The sequence below is a fragment of the Paenibacillus sp. J22P218 genome (assembly GCF_056269195.1).
This window is the reverse complement of the sequence record NZ_JBWDNL010000001.1, coordinates 1758529-1775289: the sequence shown is the minus strand read 5'-3', so window position 1 is coordinate 1775289 and position 16761 is coordinate 1758529. Positions and strand designations below refer to the sequence as shown.

17 protein-coding genes are annotated in these 16761 nt (G+C 51.4%); 1 reads left to right on the top strand and 16 read right to left on the bottom strand.

From position 1 onward, the window contains the following. The first annotated feature begins 22 nt into the window (after nucleotides 1–22). Entirely contained in the window at nucleotides 23–316 is a 294-nt protein-coding gene (locus AC0YN0_RS07490) for a DUF3817 domain-containing protein (RefSeq protein ID WP_475820644.1), read from the top strand. A 77-nt stretch (nucleotides 317–393) separates the two neighbouring features. Here AC0YN0_RS07490 and AC0YN0_RS07485 read toward each other — a convergent pair whose 3' ends face one another. The 16 genes from AC0YN0_RS07485 to cobD all read right to left on the bottom strand — a co-directional run bounded on the left by AC0YN0_RS07485 (nucleotide 394) and on the right by cobD (nucleotide 16760). After that, a complete protein-coding gene (locus AC0YN0_RS07485) occupies nucleotides 394–1707 on the bottom strand; it encodes a hemolysin family protein (RefSeq protein WP_475820643.1) in 1314 nt (437 codons plus the stop codon). A 28-nt stretch (nucleotides 1708–1735) separates the two neighbouring features. After that, a complete protein-coding gene (locus AC0YN0_RS07480; RefSeq protein WP_475820642.1) occupies nucleotides 1736–2095 on the bottom strand; it encodes a Lin0512 family protein in 360 nt (119 codons plus the stop codon). A gap of 53 nt (nucleotides 2096–2148) precedes the next feature. Continuing rightward, nucleotides 2149–3306 carry a DUF3900 domain-containing protein gene (locus AC0YN0_RS07475; RefSeq protein WP_475820641.1) on the bottom strand — a complete coding sequence of 386 codons (1158 nt, stop codon included), beginning with the start codon at nucleotides 3304–3306 and terminating at the stop codon, nucleotides 2149–2151. Between the two features lie 64 nt (nucleotides 3307–3370). After that, a complete protein-coding gene (locus tag AC0YN0_RS07470; protein WP_475820640.1) occupies nucleotides 3371–4477 on the bottom strand; it encodes a nitric oxide synthase oxygenase in 1107 nt (368 codons plus the stop codon). Continuing rightward, the gene (locus tag AC0YN0_RS07465) at nucleotides 4474–5334 is read right to left on the bottom strand and encodes an EcsC family protein (RefSeq protein ID WP_475820639.1); all 861 of its coding nucleotides are present in this window, start codon (nucleotides 5332–5334) and stop codon (nucleotides 4474–4476) included. Before AC0YN0_RS07465 ends, AC0YN0_RS07470 begins: the two co-directional genes overlap by 4 nt. A gap of 66 nt (nucleotides 5335–5400) precedes the next feature. Next, the gene (modB, locus tag AC0YN0_RS07460) at nucleotides 5401–6063 is read right to left on the bottom strand and encodes a molybdate ABC transporter permease subunit (RefSeq protein ID WP_475820638.1); all 663 of its coding nucleotides are present in this window, start codon (nucleotides 6061–6063) and stop codon (nucleotides 5401–5403) included. A gap of 52 nt (nucleotides 6064–6115) precedes the next feature. Continuing rightward, on the bottom strand, nucleotides 6116–8197 hold the full coding sequence (locus AC0YN0_RS07455; RefSeq protein ID WP_475820637.1) for a HelD family protein: 2082 nt from the start codon (nucleotides 8195–8197) through the stop codon (nucleotides 6116–6118). Nucleotides 8198–8288: 91 nt separating this feature from the next. Then, entirely contained in the window at nucleotides 8289–8570 is a 282-nt protein-coding gene (locus tag AC0YN0_RS07450; RefSeq protein ID WP_475820636.1) for a DUF1294 domain-containing protein, read from the bottom strand. Nucleotides 8571–8607: 37 nt separating this feature from the next. After that, nucleotides 8608–11148, bottom strand: a complete 2541-nt coding sequence (hrpB, locus tag AC0YN0_RS07445) for an ATP-dependent helicase HrpB (protein WP_475820635.1) — start codon at nucleotides 11146–11148, stop codon at nucleotides 8608–8610. Nucleotides 11149–11269: 121 nt separating this feature from the next. Beyond that, on the bottom strand, nucleotides 11270–12100 hold the full coding sequence (locus tag AC0YN0_RS07440) for a hypothetical protein (RefSeq protein WP_475820634.1): 831 nt from the start codon (nucleotides 12098–12100) through the stop codon (nucleotides 11270–11272). Nucleotides 12101–12122: 22 nt separating this feature from the next. Further along, nucleotides 12123–13076: a magnesium/cobalt transporter CorA gene (gene corA, locus AC0YN0_RS07435; RefSeq protein WP_475820633.1), complete on the bottom strand. Its 954-nt coding sequence runs from the start codon at nucleotides 13074–13076 to the stop codon at nucleotides 12123–12125. Between the two features lie 130 nt (nucleotides 13077–13206). Continuing rightward, on the bottom strand, nucleotides 13207–13518 hold the full coding sequence (locus tag AC0YN0_RS07430; protein ID WP_475820632.1) for a hypothetical protein: 312 nt from the start codon (nucleotides 13516–13518) through the stop codon (nucleotides 13207–13209). Between the two features lie 43 nt (nucleotides 13519–13561). Beyond that, the gene (locus tag AC0YN0_RS07425) at nucleotides 13562–13822 is read right to left on the bottom strand and encodes a hypothetical protein (RefSeq protein ID WP_475820631.1); all 261 of its coding nucleotides are present in this window, start codon (nucleotides 13820–13822) and stop codon (nucleotides 13562–13564) included. A gap of 124 nt (nucleotides 13823–13946) precedes the next feature. Next, on the bottom strand, nucleotides 13947–14486 hold the full coding sequence (locus tag AC0YN0_RS07420) for an isochorismatase family protein (protein ID WP_475820630.1): 540 nt from the start codon (nucleotides 14484–14486) through the stop codon (nucleotides 13947–13949). A gap of 472 nt (nucleotides 14487–14958) precedes the next feature. After that, nucleotides 14959–15672 (bottom strand): adenosylcobinamide amidohydrolase, encoded by a 714-nt coding sequence (locus AC0YN0_RS07415; protein WP_475820629.1) that lies wholly within the window; start codon nucleotides 15670–15672, stop codon nucleotides 14959–14961. Next, nucleotides 15669–16760, bottom strand: coding sequence for a threonine-phosphate decarboxylase CobD (gene cobD, locus AC0YN0_RS07410; RefSeq protein ID WP_475820628.1), 1092 nt, complete (start codon nucleotides 16758–16760; stop codon nucleotides 15669–15671). Before cobD ends, AC0YN0_RS07415 begins: the two co-directional genes overlap by 4 nt. Nucleotide 16761: the final 1 nt, after the last annotated feature.

Genomic DNA, 16761 nt, shown 5'->3' with positions numbered 1-16761 from the left:
TTATGTAATAGGAGGTGTTATTTTGTTCAAAACCGCCATCGGCCGTTTAAGAATTGTCGGATTTTATGAGGGAATCTCGTTTTTGGTATTATTGCTGATCGCGATGCCGCTCAAATATTGGGCTGACCTGCCGCATATGGTTACCATCGTCGGCAGCCTGCATGGTTTGCTGTTCACTCTCTACGGATTTGCCCTGCTTCACGTTTGGATCAAGCACCGCTGGTCATTCTTGAAGGTTGTCGCTGCATTTATCGCCGCGTTCCTTCCCTTCGGCACGTTCATATCCGATGCTAAGCTGCTGCGTAATCATCCTTAATTAACGCTACAAAGAAGCGCCGTCCCGTCATCAATCGATGACCCAGACGGCGCTTCTGTATGTTCAACGCTAACGAATTAAGCATGACCGAACGCTTCGGCATCCGACTCATTCATGGCGATCTCGATCTCTACCTTGCGAATCCGATTATCGTCCCGCTCCCTAATCGTAAACGTCATATTATGATAAATCCACGATTCGCCGACTGGCAGATCAGGCTTCCGATTGAATAACCAACCGCCGATGGAGTCCACTTCCTCGCTATCCAGATCCGTGCCGGCCGTGTCGTTGAATTCGACGATCAATGCTTTGCCGTCCACCATATAACGGTGCTCGTTCAGCATCTCGATCTCCTTCACTTCATCGGCGTCGAATTCGTCGCGAATCTCGCCGACAATCTCCTCGATAATGTCCTCAATCGTAATAAGACCCGAAGTACCGCCGTACTCGTCGAGCAAAATAACAATATGTACGCGCTCCAGCTGCATTTTGCGCAGCAGCTTGTTAATCGGCATCACATCGGGCACGGACATTACCGGCTGCAGCAGCGATTTGACGTCCAGCGCACGGTCGCTATCATAGCGCAGAAAAAACTGCTTCGTGTTAACGATGCCAATAATATTGTCTTTGCTTCCGCTTGCATACGGAAACCGCGTATATTGCTCCTTCTTGATGACTGCGAGGTTCTCGTCGTGAGAATGCTCAGCGAACAGACATACCATATCCGTGCGCGGAACCATGATTTCACGCGCCAGCCGCTCGTCGAATTGGAAGATACGATTCACGTATCCGTATTCGCTTTTGTTGATTTTGCCGCTCTCATAGCTCTCCGATAGGATGATCCGAATCTCTTCCTCCGAATGGGCTTCATGCTCTTGGGCCGGCTTGAAGCCGAGCAGCCTAACGAGGCTGTTAGCCGAGCCGTTAAGCACCCAGATGAACGGATACATAACCTTATAGAAAATAATTATGATCGGTGCAGTCAACTGGCTGATACGCTCTGACATTATGATAGCCACCGTCTTCGGCGCCAGTTCGCCAAGAACGACATGCAAGTAGGTAACGAGCACGAAGGCAATAAGGAATGACAAAACCGAGCTTACCTCATCCCCCAGCTCTAGTCGATGGAATATAGGATGCAATATTAGTTCAACCGTAGGTTCCCCTAGCCAACCGAGACCGAGAGCCGTAATCGTGATCCCTAGCTGACAAGCGGATAAGTAGCCATCCAGTTTCAAGGTAACCTGTTCAACCGCCCTAGCATTTTTCAACCCTTCCGCAACCATCTGACTGACGCGGCTTGAACGCATTCGGATGATCGAGAATTCCGTTGCAACGAAAAAAGCGGTAAACACAAGCAGCAGCACAAATATGACAAGCTTTAAAACCATCGTCTTCTTCCTTTGCTAGGTAATGTGGCTAGTAACCGACCTCCACAGACGCGTTCACGATGTAGATGAGATCGTTTTTGTCCTCTTTGTCCGGCAGTACGACGCCGCTCGTCGTAACCATGCCGCCATCGATAAGCTCGACGGTTACTTGGCCGTAAGGCAGCGCGGCCTTTACCTGCTCCACGTCGAGCAGATCGCGATCGCAAGGAATAGCAAGCTTCACATGAACCTTCATGTTATCAAGCGAGCCGCCTGGCAATACAGAGCGCAGACCGGGCATCGAATTATGGTGAATCGCGTTTTGAACGGCGCGCACCGATGCTTTTGTAATATTTTGACCGTGCAGATCGCAGCCCATGCCAATTTCTATGAAAAATAACTTGTCCACTTATACAGCCTCTCCTTTAATTGTCAAATAGATACATGCGAGCATGCATAACTTTACCAAGGCACATCGTCGTCGCTCACGTTAGTCGTGCCGCCGCTGTTGTCGTTATAGCTATAGCCTGAACCGTCAAACTCATCTTTCGGCTGTTTGCTTCCGATGATTGGCAATACATCGGTTAGATCCGGCGGCTGCAGCAGCTCGACCGGCGACATCCCTTTATCGAATTGGAACGCATCGCCTTCGATCACGACAACATAACGTCCGTTATGCTTCGCGATATGGAGCGATTCGCCGAAATCTGCGAGCAAGCCCTTTATCGTAACGCTGTCCAGCTTAAACGTGAACGGCAAGTCCGGCTTCTGCTCGACGAGCGCCGCCGATGCGACAGCCACCTGCTCCTGCGGCCACCATTCTTGAATGTCGCGTTTCTCGCTAGCTGCCCATACTTCCACCGCATTCTCCTCTTCGCGGCGCTCCGTGCTCTCATCATCCTGCCACTTGTCCGATATGTATTGCTGTACCATCTCAATAACCTGCTCGCCCATTACCTCAGGCAATGGCTTCTCGTAAGTAACGTATTTCAAGAAATCTTCGAAATACCGGGCATGCGACGATTGATGAATCTTCAGCTCCCAATGCTCGAGCATACCCTCCTCCGGCATATGCGGATACTGAATCGACTTGATGCTGCGGGAGCTGATGGCCATCTCGACCTGCGAGATTAAGCTGCGCTCATCCGCAATTCGCGCAATCTTCGGCTCGAAGTCGCATTTAAGCAAAAATAAAAAAGGCTCGTCAAAATACGTGTTCAGCTTGGATAGAGCAATAATGAACGCTCCGCCGCGCACCGCGCTAGTATCCATATAAATACGAACAAGCTCGTCGGCGATGCCAAAGAATCGCTCCTTCGTATCTGCATCGCGCAGCCGCTGGAACAGATTGTAGTTCTGATTGCTGCCGAGCGCATAACCCGGTTCAACCGCGAAGCGGCCGATCTTCGTCGGTGCGTTCGCCGTATTCGGATTGCGCTCGACCTTGCGCTTCACGACCCTCGTGAACTCGTCGTCTAGAAACTTCTTAATCTCACTGTCCTCATACGTATCCTCGTCCAGCGTCTGATAATGCTTGAACCGCTTGCCTGACGATGAGGCACTCTCTTCGCCGTCTGTATGAATAACGAAAAACGATAAATATTGCATATGAAAATCCACGTCTGCTGCTCCCCCCTATTTCTCTGATTAGGAATTGATTGCACGCATTTACAGAAACAATAGACTATTCGCTTTGCTTAAAAAGCGGCTGTTGATAGCGGAACTGCGGACTCCGCTCCGTATCGTCATAGCTGCGATGCCAGATAGCCGTCGTTGCCGGAGACATCGGAGGTATCAACCATGACCATCTTCCGGTCACGGTTCTGCCGTTCTCTTGCTCCTGTTTCTCGAATCTGGCGAATTGCTCGGCGGCCGTATGATGGTCGACAATACTGACGCCGTTTTTCTTAAACGAATGCAGCACCGCGATATTTAACTCCGTTAATGAACGGTCTTTCCATAAGGAAAGGTTCGTAGAAGTATCTAAGCCGAACAGCCGTGCAACTTGCGGAAGCTGGTTGTAGCGGTTACTGTCTGCCAGATTGCGCGCACCAATCTCCGTCCCCATATACCATCCGTTGAAGGGAGCTGCCGAATAGCGGATGCCGCCGATCTCTAGCTCCATATCGGATACGAAAGGAACCGCATACCACCGCAGTCCCAGCTGCTCGAAGCCATCATTCTCCGGATGTGTAAGCTTCACTTCAAGCGTCTTCTCCGCCGGCAACTCGTACCATCTCGGCTCATGATCGCCTCGTTGGATCACAAGCGGCAATAGGTCAAACGCCGTTCCTGCCCCGCGCCAGCCTAGCTTCTCGCAAGCTTCAGTCAAAGCAAGGGAAGCCGGATCGCCGACCATACCGTCCTCCAGCTGATAACCTGCGTATCGGACAAGCTGATGATTCCATATCCGAATACAGCTGCCAGTATGCGTCTCCCTCGGCGCAAATACCGTAATCGCCGGTCTGATTCTCCCGCCGTTCGTGGCATATTTCATGTGGTTAAATATATGTCCGGCGATTGTATCTTCATCTTCAGCCTCTCTTGCGTCAAACACTTCAAGCGCCTGCCAGAACAGTCTGCCGATGCAGCGATTGCTATTGCGCCATGCCATCTTCGCGCCATGCTTAAGCTCTTCCGATGTATGCGAATAAGTCCCTCTTGCTTCAATATGTTCATCGATCTGCCGCAGCCTGCTTTCGGTTTCCTGGACTGACTTGCCAAGCTCCGAATAGCAGGCGCGGATAAAGGAGGCTGCCTCCTCCATTAACGCTCTCTGTGCTGTAATCATGTTGCGCTTCCTCCGCCTTCCTTCAGCTTAACCAGTACTCTTCGTTTTCGGTATAACATCGTCGCCGCTTCTGCGACATCATTCAGCGTGCCCCGATTAATGAAAGCCCCGAACACAATTCCGGCAATCGGGATGAGCTGGAACAGCTTTTTCAAGCCGAAGTTGTCGCGGTATACGGTAACGACTTCACGCCAGCCTTGCAATTGCGACAGCATATGCGTTCCGCGTCCCTCGCTCTCAGTTCCGTATGCGCTTAATTCATCTAATATGGCTTTTTTGCCGACAATGTCCGATGAAGCGAATTGCATGACCTTCACAGCGAAGATGCGCTCTTCCTTCAGCTTTGGGTCATATCCATAACATATGGCAATCTCTTGTATGATCTTTAGCGATAAGCCAAGAATGGCTGGAATGTCGATTGCGAGCGTAAAGATGCCTCCGATTCCCGTTGTCGCGCCTTGAACGGTCGCCATGTTTGTACGGCTGCTCTTCAGCTCCGCAGCCGTCCTGTCCATAACGGCAAGCGGCAGCGATGAGCAGTCTTCCAAGGTCAGCACAACGTCGTTGCCGGATATCGATGCGTCCACCTCGACAACCTCCGCATTTCGCGCAAGCTTGCTTGTTATCGTTTTCTCCGAAACGAGGTATTTGCCCCCGTTCTGAATAAAGCCGCCGATTTCATCGACAGCCTGTCCGAGCTTCGCTTGAATAAACTTCGGCGTTAATTTATCGAGCAGCATGAACGGCAATCGTCCAAGCTTCTCCCAAAACCACAGGTCCTTCTGATCGTTCTCCCATGCTTCTATTTCTCTCAAGGCTTCCAATAATCGCTCATTAGAATCCGTTTCGAATGGCATACGCGCTCTGCCTCCTTCTCTGGAGTGTTATACGAAACATTGCGGAAAGCGGATGCGCCGTTCACATTATTGTTCCATTTTGCGGCCGGTAAATGAGAGGAGCAGGAAAGAAAATAAGACGATGCTGATCGTCCATGCCCAAGCCATCGCCGTATGTCCGGAATCGACCGCCACATAAATGGCTGTCGGCACGGTCTGCGTCTTGCCTGGTATGTTGCCGGCAAGCATAAGCGTCGCTCCGAACTCGCCTAAGCATCTGGCAAAGCCGAGCACGAATGCCGTTAGCAGCGATTGCTTGGCTAGCGGCAGCGTAATATAGCGCATAACCTGCCTCTCGCTGGCGCCTGCGGAACGTGCCGATTCTACCAGACTTTTATCGATGGTCAGAAATCCGACCTTCATGGTTTGATAGACAAGCGGGAACGCAACAATGACCGCAGCGATAACCGCTGCGGTCCAAGAGAAAACGATGGGTTGATTGAAAAGCCATTCATAGCTTTTCCCGATCCAGCTTCTGCGGCCAAGCGCCACAAGCAATATAAACCCGACGACGGTCGGAGGCAATACGAGAGGAAGCATGAAAACCGTCTCAACGACGCTCTTGCCCCTGAACGATCGCCGCGCCATGAAGTGCGCGACAATAATGCCGATGATAGCTACCAATATACTAGCCGTCACCGAAACCTTCAGCGATAGCCAAAGCGGTGGCAGCAGCTCATTCCCATTCATAATTGCAAAGGCCTCCCGTACGTATGTGAGATACCTTCCCATTATAAACGAATTAAGCGCCATCGCCCAGCAAAGAAGTTCGTTGTCCCAAGTAGAGCAGCTTCAACATATGAAGCGCGCGTGTACAACCGACATAAAGAAGCTTCGCGTCGAGCGGTCCGTATGCCGCTTCTCCCGCATCAGCAACGAGCACGGCATCGAACTCCAGTCCCTTCGATAAGTAGACGGGAACGACCGTCAGGCCGCCTCCATATGATGGTTGCTTGCTTTGGACAAGGGAGGCTTCAATTCCTTTGTCGATCAAGAAGCTATGAATTTGTTCGCATTCATGCGCGGTTCTTCCGATGACCGATATCGTCTCGTAAATGCCCTTCGCCTTCCATTCGCGCACCGTTTGTTCGATCGAAGCAAGCCATTCGCTCTCCTCTGTCCCGATCGTCTCGACCGGGTCGCCGCTCCTGAATACAGGCACGGCTGGCTTTACCCCGCCCGACATCTCGCCTAAGATCAGGTTGGCGAATTCGATAATCTCCATCGTTGAGCGATAGCTCCGGTTAAGCTCGTGGAATCCGGATTGCTCTTCAGGGAATAGTCCCATCAGCTGAGACCAGTGCTGGATTCCCGTGTAAGCATGAATACCTTGCTGCAAGTCGCCGAGTACCGTCATCGACGGCGTTCGTTGGCATAGCTTAAGCGCTTCAAGCTGGAACGGCGAATAATCTTGCGCTTCGTCAATGACGATATGGTCGAAGGACGGCTTATCCAGTCCGTACAACTGCAGATGGATATAGACGAGCGGCGCGAGGTCTTCGGCAGCGGCGATTCCTAGCTTAAGCCGAGCCGCTGTCTCTGCGGCGATCGCTTTCGGCACGGCTGGATCGGCCTGCTTGCCTTGGAACAGCGAGGCATAAAGCTGAACCGCCGTAAACGACGGTATCTTTTTCACAAAGGCATTAAATTTCGTCAGCGCCTTTGCTCTTACTTTCTTATCGACAACGCCGCGCTGCTTCAGCTCGGATTCGAACCAACGCCGGATTCGGCTGGCTAGCCGGTCGCGTTTCTTCATAACCGTCTCTTCGCCATAATCGGTGTCGTACCACTCGCGCATTTGCGCAGGCGACAGCTCAAGACGGTCAAGCGGGCTGAACGGAACGGTAGGTACGATATTTTGCTCGAACGCTGCAATTCGCTTATCTACCATTTCCTTGAAAGCCAAACTGCCCTTCCATCTTCCGGAAGCATTCTCAATCTCAGATGCCGTTCTGCGTTGTTCGAACCAATAGGCCATCGTCTCAGATGGATCGCTTTGCCTAACGGTATGCTCCAGCAGCTCGATCGCCCAGTCCGAGAACGTCGTCTGCTGGATGTCTCCAACGCCGAGCTCCGGCAGAACGCCGGAAATATAATCGAGGAACATCCGATTTGGCGCGAAAATAATCATTCTCTCCGCCCGCATCCGATCCGCGTATTGATAGAGCAGAAATGCGAGACGATGGAGCGCAACGGTCGTTTTACCGCTGCCCGCTACCCCCTGAATGAATAGTGCCTTCGCGCGATCGGCGCGTATGATACGGTCCTGCTCGCCTTGAATGGTAGAAACGATGTCACGAAGCTTATTATCCTTGTTCTCGCCCAAGCGATATAAAAGAAATTCGTCAGTGACTGCTTCCTCTTCTTGGCCTCGCACATAGCTGTCGACCAATCTTACAAGCTCGCCCTGACGAATCATGAAGTTGCGCTTTAAATGAATATAACCCGATACTTCACCATCGGGCGATTCGAACGTTCCGGGCGCATCTCCGCCCGTGAATGAATAGAATAAGCTGGCTGCCGGCGCTCTCCAGTCGATAACGAGCAGCTCGTTGCTGCCCTGCTTGGCGACGCCTGCTTTGCCTATGTAGAGCGGCATCTGCTTACCATTCGGCAGCTCCTCGAAGTCGATGCGGCCAAAGTACGGCTCGCGGTGCGCGATCTCCAGACGCTGTCTTCTCTCTTCGCGCTGCAGGTCGAGCATTTGCTCGGTAAAATCGTCTCCCGTATATCGCGGACCGATTGCTCCCAGCTGATCTTCAATATCTCGAATCGAAGCAGAAAGCCGATCCTTTTCCTCTTGATAGGCACTTTGAACGGTCATTAGTCAGTTACCTCCTAAAAGTAGTCAATAAAAAACGAGTGTCAAATATACCATAGGAAGCTTTCTCGATGCAATGCCCATTTCGCTTGGATTAACCGACAAAACGATAGAGTGCGACTACAAGGACTACTTGCAGTACGAATATAGCCGGAATTCCGAATACAAAACTATTATGCTTCGTCTTATGCCGCCAGGTACGCATACCAAGCCAAGTTCCGATGCTGCCCCCAATGGCACTCAGCGTGAACAGTCGTTTCTCTGGAACACGACGACGCTGCTTGACGGCCAGCTTCTTGTCTCTACCCATTAAAGCGAAGGTATACAAATTGATAATCAGCAAATAAGACAATACGATGATGTAACTTATATCCATAGTTTACCTCCACTCTTCAACTAACGATTCTTTTTCCTCAAGTGCCGCGCGGCTTAGCGCGGTTCGTCGGTGCTGCGCTGTATGGATCATCCGGCCAATAATGTTTCGGATACCGGCCCTTCAAATCCTTTTTCACCTCAAAATAAGCCGATTCCCAAAAGCTTCGCAAATCCTGAGTCACCTGAACGGGACGTTGAGAGGGGGACAGCAAATGCAGCGTAAGCGGCAGCTTGCCTCTCGCGAGCCTTGGCGTATCCTGGAGGCCGAACATTTCCTGCAGTCTGACCGCTAGCACGGGCGCCGATGGATCACTGTAATCGATCGGAATACGAGAGCCGCTTGGCACTGTATAATGGGTCGGCACCTGCTCGTCCAGTTCCTGCTGCTGCGCCCATGACAACATGCCTCCAAGCAGCTGAGCCATATTCAGCCGCTGAAGATCGTTACGGCTCTTCATGCCGTAGAGATGCGGCTTCAGCCACTCCTCGAGCGTGCTTAGCAGCGCCTCGTCGGTCGCCTCAGGCCAGTCCTTCCCGCCAAGCGCCATCAGCTTTATTCTAGCTTGGAGCGCAAGCGCCGGCTTGGTCATAGGAAGCAAACCCATACCCTCCATACGGATTCCAGCGATCAGCGCATCTTCAACCTTCTCTTCGTCAGGACCGGATATCGGCACTTCTCCGAGCACGATTGCGCCTAGCTTCCTTCTTCTGCGGGAACGAACGGCTAGCGCACCGCGATCCCACTCAATCACTTCTTCAATCGTAATGTATGGAGACATAAACGCTTCAATATCGGTCATCGACAAATCTGCGGCAAGCCTGATTCTGCTCTCCGTACCCGTGTCATCTAATTCGCAAGTTGCCAACATCTCGCTTCGAGACAACGGTTGTACGTCGGGAAGCACGGCCCCTCTTCCATTAGCCAGCAAATATCGGCCATCGCTTCGCCGCTGAGCGATTCGATCCGGGTAGGCCGCAGCAAGAAGAACGCCAAGACTTGGCCGAACGGATAGAGAGGTCGATCGCGATGACGAAGGAATCGAACCTTGTGAAGTCACGTCGTTGCCTGTTCCATGCTCGGCAACCGAGCGCTTCCATTGCTCAGCTTGCTGGGTCATTCGTCTAACAGCGGCGGCATCCGCTGAAGCGCTCTTTCCATTCAACGCGTCAAGACGAAGCTTCATATCCACGCTTCGCTCATTTGGAAGCAAGTCTCGCTCGCTAAGCAGTGCTGCCAGCTCGCAGCCTTCGCTTGCACAGCCCCATTCCGCAGCACGCATTACCATTGCGCCAAGGCGGGGATGCATGCCGAAGCGTGCCAGCTTAAGTCCCTCCGGCGTAGGTTTGCCGTTCGCGTCAAGCGCGCGCAGCTTCTTCAGCAGTTCAATCGCCTGCTCGTACGCTGACTGCGGCGGCGGCGTAAGCCAATCCAGCTCGGCGGGGTCTTGGATCCCCCATACCGCAATTTCCAGCGCTAACGGCGCAAGATCGGCATCCATAATCTCCGGCATGCTCTGTACTGGCAGGTACGGATGCTCCTGCTCCGTCCACAGCCTATAGCAGTGGCCCGGAGCAAGACGGCCAGCACGGCCGCGGCGCTGATCCGCGGAAGCTTGCGAGACCGCGATCGTCTCCAGCCGAGTCATGCCGGTCCGCGGCGAGAACCGCGGCACGCGCATAAGTCCGCTGTCGACAACAATCGTCACCCCTTGAACCGTCAAGCTTGATTCGGCGATTGATGTCGCAAGCACGATCTTGCGTTCGTTAGGTAAGCATGGCGCGACTGCCGCATCCTGCATCGATAGCGGCATCGTGCCGTAGAGCTCCGCTATGCGCACGCCGGAAGGCAGTCCGACCGCTGCAAGCCAGCTTGCGGTACGACGAATCTCGAGCGCGCCGGGCAAGAAAGCGAGCACATCGCCATCATGGGCACGAAGCGCGCTCACGATCGTGCTGCCGACGGTCTGTTCAATCCGCGCCTCCCGCGAGGGACGTGCGGCCGCATAATGAGTATCGACAGGAAATACTCTTCCCTCCGATCGAATAATAGGCGCAGCGCCTAACAATGCGGCAATAGGCTCCGCATCGAGTGTTGCGGACATAACAAGAAGCCGCAGCTCCTCACGGAGCAGCGACTGTGATTGCAGACTAAGCGCCAGACCTAGATCGCCATGCAGATGGCGTTCATGAAATTCATCGAACAGGATCGCGCCTACTTGCTCAAGCGCGGCATCCTCCTGCAGCATCCGGGTCAATACGCCTTCCGTCACAACCTCAATTCGTGTCTTGGCGCTGACCTTCGTTTCAAGCCGTACGCGATAGCCGACCGTCTCCCCCGCTTGCTCGCCAAGCGAGCGAGCCATATATTGCGCGGCTGAGCGAGCCGCAAGTCTTCTCGGCTCAAGCATAACGATGCGCTTGCCGTTCAGCCAAGGCTCATGAAGCATAGCGAGCGGCACTCTTGTCGTCTTGCCAGCCCCCGGCTCGGCGATCAGCACCGCATTAGCGCCGTTCCGGAGCGCTTCGAGCAGTTCAGGCAATACGGCATCGATAGGCAATGGCTGTTGCTGTTGATTCATGGTGATTCTCCTTAAGTGTTTGCGTAGCAAACACACTTCGTAAGATTATGCTTAGTGTTTGCGTAGCAAACACACTTCGTAAGATTAGGCTTAGTGTTTGCGAAGCAGACACGCATTTCCATTATTTCAATACGCGCAGCATCTGTACCACAGGACGATTATCGCCCGCGAGCATAGCTTCACTGCTGCGAAGCTGCGATGATCCATCCCCATCGAGGAAGATGCCGCCTGCAAGCTTGCCGTCTCCGACCTTCTCGATGATCGCTTCACGAAACGCTGCAAGCGTCCCTTTCGTCTCACTGACGATTAAGTACAGTCTGCCTTGCGAATCGTACACAACCGCCGAACGCAGACGGTCATCATTCGGAAAAGGCGCATTCTCGGCGATTGCCCGCTCTTCCCAACCCGCATCGTCTCCGATGCTCATGCTAATGCCGCCCTGCGCCCAAAAGCGCGTATTATCCTTAACTTTAAGCTCAGAGGCTTTGCTTACGATTTGTATATTAAGTTCATCGAGCGCTCCGTCCCAGACAAGCGTGCCGCGAGCATACCTGACATTTTCCGAGCCGTCGCCGTATTTCCCATGCGATCTTCCAACCGGCAAGGAGTCCACAACAGCTATGCTTAGCAATTGCTCGCCATAGAAGAAACCGCCGTTAATGCCCGTATTTTCGGTTAAAGTGACATTGTTATGTATGAGCTCAGGTCGAACGTTCGATGGCTTTGTAGCCAAATAATGAATCTTCATCCCATTCGCGGCTTCGGCCATTGCATAAGCATATTGCGAAGCTTCATTCTTACCTGCTTCAGCAGAAGGCTTGTCCGCACGCAGCGCGTAGATCATTAATGCAAATAAAACACCGAGCACGATCAATATCGCCAGCATAATGCCGACTACTGCTAATGTCCTTTTTTTTCCTCCGACTTCTTCTGAGGCCTTATTCGTTACCATGTCTTAATCTCCTTGCATGCCATTATTTGAACCAGCCTTTCTTATTAAACCACGCAAACATCGATAAAGCGATCAGCAGCATAAAGCCGAGCAGCCCAAAATACCCCCAGCGCCAATCCAACTCCGGCATCCTGTCAAAATTCATGCCATAAATGCCAGCCAGGAAAGTTAATGGCATAAATATTGTCGTAATGACCGTTAACGTCTTCATAATCGAATTCATTCGATTGGAATTGTACGAGATGTAGCTATCGCGCAGATCGGCCGTCATTTCGCGGCAATTATCAAGCATCTCCGACAGCTTCAACAAATGATCGTAGATGTCGCGATAGAAGGCCAAATGATGGTTAAGACCCTCGATTCGATCACTATTAACCAATCGATAGAGCAAATCCCTCATTGGAATAATCGTCTTGCGAAGCCGCAGCAAACGTGACCGAATGTTGAATATATCTGCTATTGCTCCATCGCCGGCAACCGTGCCGCTGCTGAGATCCATATCGATGAGCAGCTCTTCGAGCTCCTGAACGGCTGGGAAATATTCATCCACCAGCTTGTCAATAACATGATACGCCGCACAAATGTGACCGTATTGGCCTGGCTTCAGATTATGCATCAGCTTCAATCTAGCCGACTCGATTTCTTGCGATTGCCCTTGATGGTACGTTACCAGAAACCGGGGACCGATGAACATATTCACTTCATCGACCATCGTCTTCGAACCGTTGAACGCATGCAGAATGAGGAAATGAATATCGTCAAAATGATCCATTTTCGGACGCTGCAACAAGTGGTAGCAATCTTCAATCGCAAGTGGATGAAATTTGAAATGCGTGCTCAGCAGCCTGCTTTCCTCTTCACTAGGCTGATCGAAATCCACCCAGTACCAGGCAAGCTCGGTCGACTCGCTTACTTCCTCCAACGTTAGATCCGTACACCATTTTTTATCTTTCGAAAAACCTACAATGCGAATCAACTTGAAACCTCCTGCCGAACAATATCAAACTTAAACTTTCCTATAACGTATAGGCTCGTTTTATTCTACCACATCCGTACAAGGTAGATCATTCGGATTGGCAATATCATATAAACAACATGAAGTCGTTTCAGACTCTTTCCGTAAGCGAATCGTACTTGCTTGCCAAACGCTGTTCGAATCGTTGCCGCTCCTCCAAACTACGCTCGATAGACCGGAATGCCGCTCTCTTCCAAAGCACGATTTTGAATGCGTCGTTATTCTCAATGATCCCCGTATAATGCGGATTTCGATACAGATGCTCGAACCATTCAGACTCTCTCGCATATCGCTTGAGCTTCAGTAGATATCGCCTCTGACGATAACTTCCTCTCTTTTCAAACCGATCATTAAAAAACAACTCCAGAATCAATTCGAACAGCCCTTCAATTAAAAATCCCATCGTTACGTTATCCCCTTTCTGACAATTGCGCCTGCTGGGAACATTAATCTATCTCTTCATTGTTAGACTTCCGTTGCGTTTTTTTATACTCCCGATAACGTAAGATCGCCATTATTAAGTACCTGATTCCTATGAGCATTGCGATGTAAAGAGGAAACGTTTGTTGAAAAGTAGGAGGCTTGATCCCGTTGCCGACAGGCCCCACCTTCGGCTGTGCCGCATCCCAATAGCCATACCATAAAGCGACAATCGGCATAACAATACAAAAGATCGCGCTAGCAAAATAAATCGCATATCGATTCATAAGAACCCCTCCTCTTCACGGAAACGCATAGCATCAACACCATATTACCTATACGCGTCATAAAAATGGAGGTTTCTTCCTAATTTGAAAGTTATAGTGGATATCCAACATGGAAACTAAGCGACTACAGCCCTTGTGCTTTGTATGTCTCCATATATTTAACGTGGTTTATTACTTCAATTACACTTGACCAACCAAGCACTTTGCTTACAAAATCGTTAATGCTCAAGCCGGGCATATCGTAAGATCGTTCCGTATTCGTTGTGCCAACTGCATCCCTGATCAGCGTTACTTCATAACCTCTGTCAAAAGCAGCTATCGCTGTGAACATGCAACAAAATTCCGTCTCGAAACCAACTAGAAACAGCTGCTTTACACCTAATTGATCTAGCGTCTGAGACAGCTCTGTTTGATAAAACGAGCTCGGTGTCGATTTCTCAATAACCACATCCGAATAGTCCTTTAACGAAGGATGCAGTTCGGAACCAACGGAGCTCCTGCATAACGGGCTCTCCTCAGAAGCGTCAATATGCCTCATGAAGATGACGGGATTGCCGCTAGCTTTGAAATCCTTAATGATATGCTCCATCCTTAACAACTCGTTTGTGAAATCACCCAATTCAACGATTCCGTTTTGCACGTCAATGACTAATAGCCCCTTCATTTTATTCCACCGTCCTTTATTGTAATTAGAAATAGATTCTTGATTGCAGCTCACATTTCCTTCCAGCTCAGCTCGATTGAACATTTTTGAAACCAAAAAAATCTCCTGATTCTCAGGAGACTTAAGTAGTAACTCTAGAACGACACGATAGCGGATAACTGGCTTCTGGAACTTATTGCTTCATGCCGTGCAGGAGTTCACCGCCGGGTACAAGGCTCATTAGGTGCATTTCGTCGATCTAATCTCAATTACCACACGGTTCTGAGCTCAATAGTTGCCTTTCATCGAACGAAATGTGCCGATTCGCCACCAACTCACCAAACTAGCCCGTTTAATTGCCATATATCGAACTACACGGGAGGCTCGCTTGGTACAAGACTAATTAGTTGCCTAGAATGAAACTATAGCGGTTTAGCTGGCTCTTGGAGCGTATCGCCTCAGGCCGTGTAGGAGCTTACCTGTTTCCACCCGGCTACTCCTCATGCTGCGTCCGGGTAGCCTCAAACACGGTCTCGTATACCGCCTCGCCAATTGCGCAGCCGATCGTCGTCGCCACTCCGGCATAGGCATGAATCGCTTGCCAACTCGCTCGCTGGCTGACGCCAATGACGATCGCATCGGTCGTCGTCCCTGTCGCAAGCTGGCCATTCGCCGTCTCCAGAATACCAAGTTCATGCAGTGCCGCCGCTTTTGCTTCGGTTGCCGTAATAACCGCATTGACCATTGCAGATTCGGTCATCTGTCCGTCAATGAGCAGTACCGTATTAATCGTACCAGGCTCGTATGCCGAGAAGGTTTCGCGCGGCAACCCGGCCCGTGCTGCGTTGCGCGTGCCCGACGTCGTGATGCATAGCAGCCTAAAACGATCGCCCTCCAGCTCCTTCACAGACGCATGGGTCAGCTTCGCCGCAGTCAACATGCCGATCGTATGCTCTGCCTTGCTTCCCCAATCTTCGCAACGGTGAACAAAGTCCGCGATCGGATCGTCACAGCGATAATCAAGCGGCACCTTCCAGTTCACGATATGATCGGCCCAGGAGAAACCGCCTGGATGAATGGCGCTGCTTAGCGCCTGAACCGGTTCTTGCAGGCTCGCTACGATTCGATCGTCCAGCAGCTCCAAACGCAATCCGCTCCAGATGAAAGACTCGTAGACGGTGGAGTCGCTGCGAAACGGCTGGCTCATGACCTCACCTGCGCTAAACAGTGTTTGAAGGCTGCCACGAGCGCTTCATTTTGGAATCTTCGTTTGACGGCTACTCGCACATACGTATGATCTAGACCAGGGAATCGCGAAGCATCTCTAATGAGAACACCTTCCTTGCCCATGGCAAGCTGCAGCATGCTGGCGCTTAGACGCAGCTGTTGCGGGATTCGAAGCAGCAAATAATTCGTTACGCCGTCATTCGCCTCGAAGCCAAGCTGCTGCAATTGCTGAACTAGCCATGGACGCTCTTCTGCAAGCCAGTTATGCGTTTCCTTGGTGAACTCCCGCTCTTCTAGAACCGCTTCACCGATCAACTGTGCAAGCGAATTGACGCTCCATGGCACTTGCAGGCGCTTCAATGCGCTGAGCGATTTCGGAACGCCGACGATATAGCCGAGCCGAATGCCCGGTATGGAATAAAACTTCGTCATCGACCGGATGACGAACAGACGTTCATTCACGGCCGCTTCCTGCACAAGGCTGAACTGCTCCTCCTCAGGGACAAAATCCATGAACGCTTCGTCAACAACGACGTAAGCGCCGCTGTCAAGCAATGCCTTAATGAGCTTTGGATCCACTAATTGACCTGTCGGATTATTAGGCGATCCCAACATATACAAGGAAGCGTTGCTGGCATCGATCGCATTGCCGACAGCTTCCGAATCGAGCCTGAATTGATTGTCGCCGGACAACGCGATTTCATAGATCGATCCGCCGATCTTGCGAACCGCATCCCCATATTCGTCGAAGCATGGAATAGCGAGAGCCGTTACCTGCGGATGAAGTGAACGAACGACGAGATCGATAAGCTCCGCCGCTCCGTTCCCGATTACGATATTATGCTCATCAATTCCGTGCAGCTGCGACAGCTTCTTGCGCAGACCGCGAACAGCCGGGTCGGGATAACGATCGATAAGCGTCGCGTATTCGATAAGCACCGTCTTCACCGAGGGCGGCGGTCCTATCGGATTCATATTGGAGCTGAAATCAAGAAAAGATTCCGCTGCTCTGCCGAATGCTTCCTCCGCTGTATGCAGGTCACCGCCATGGCCGTATCTCTCCAACATC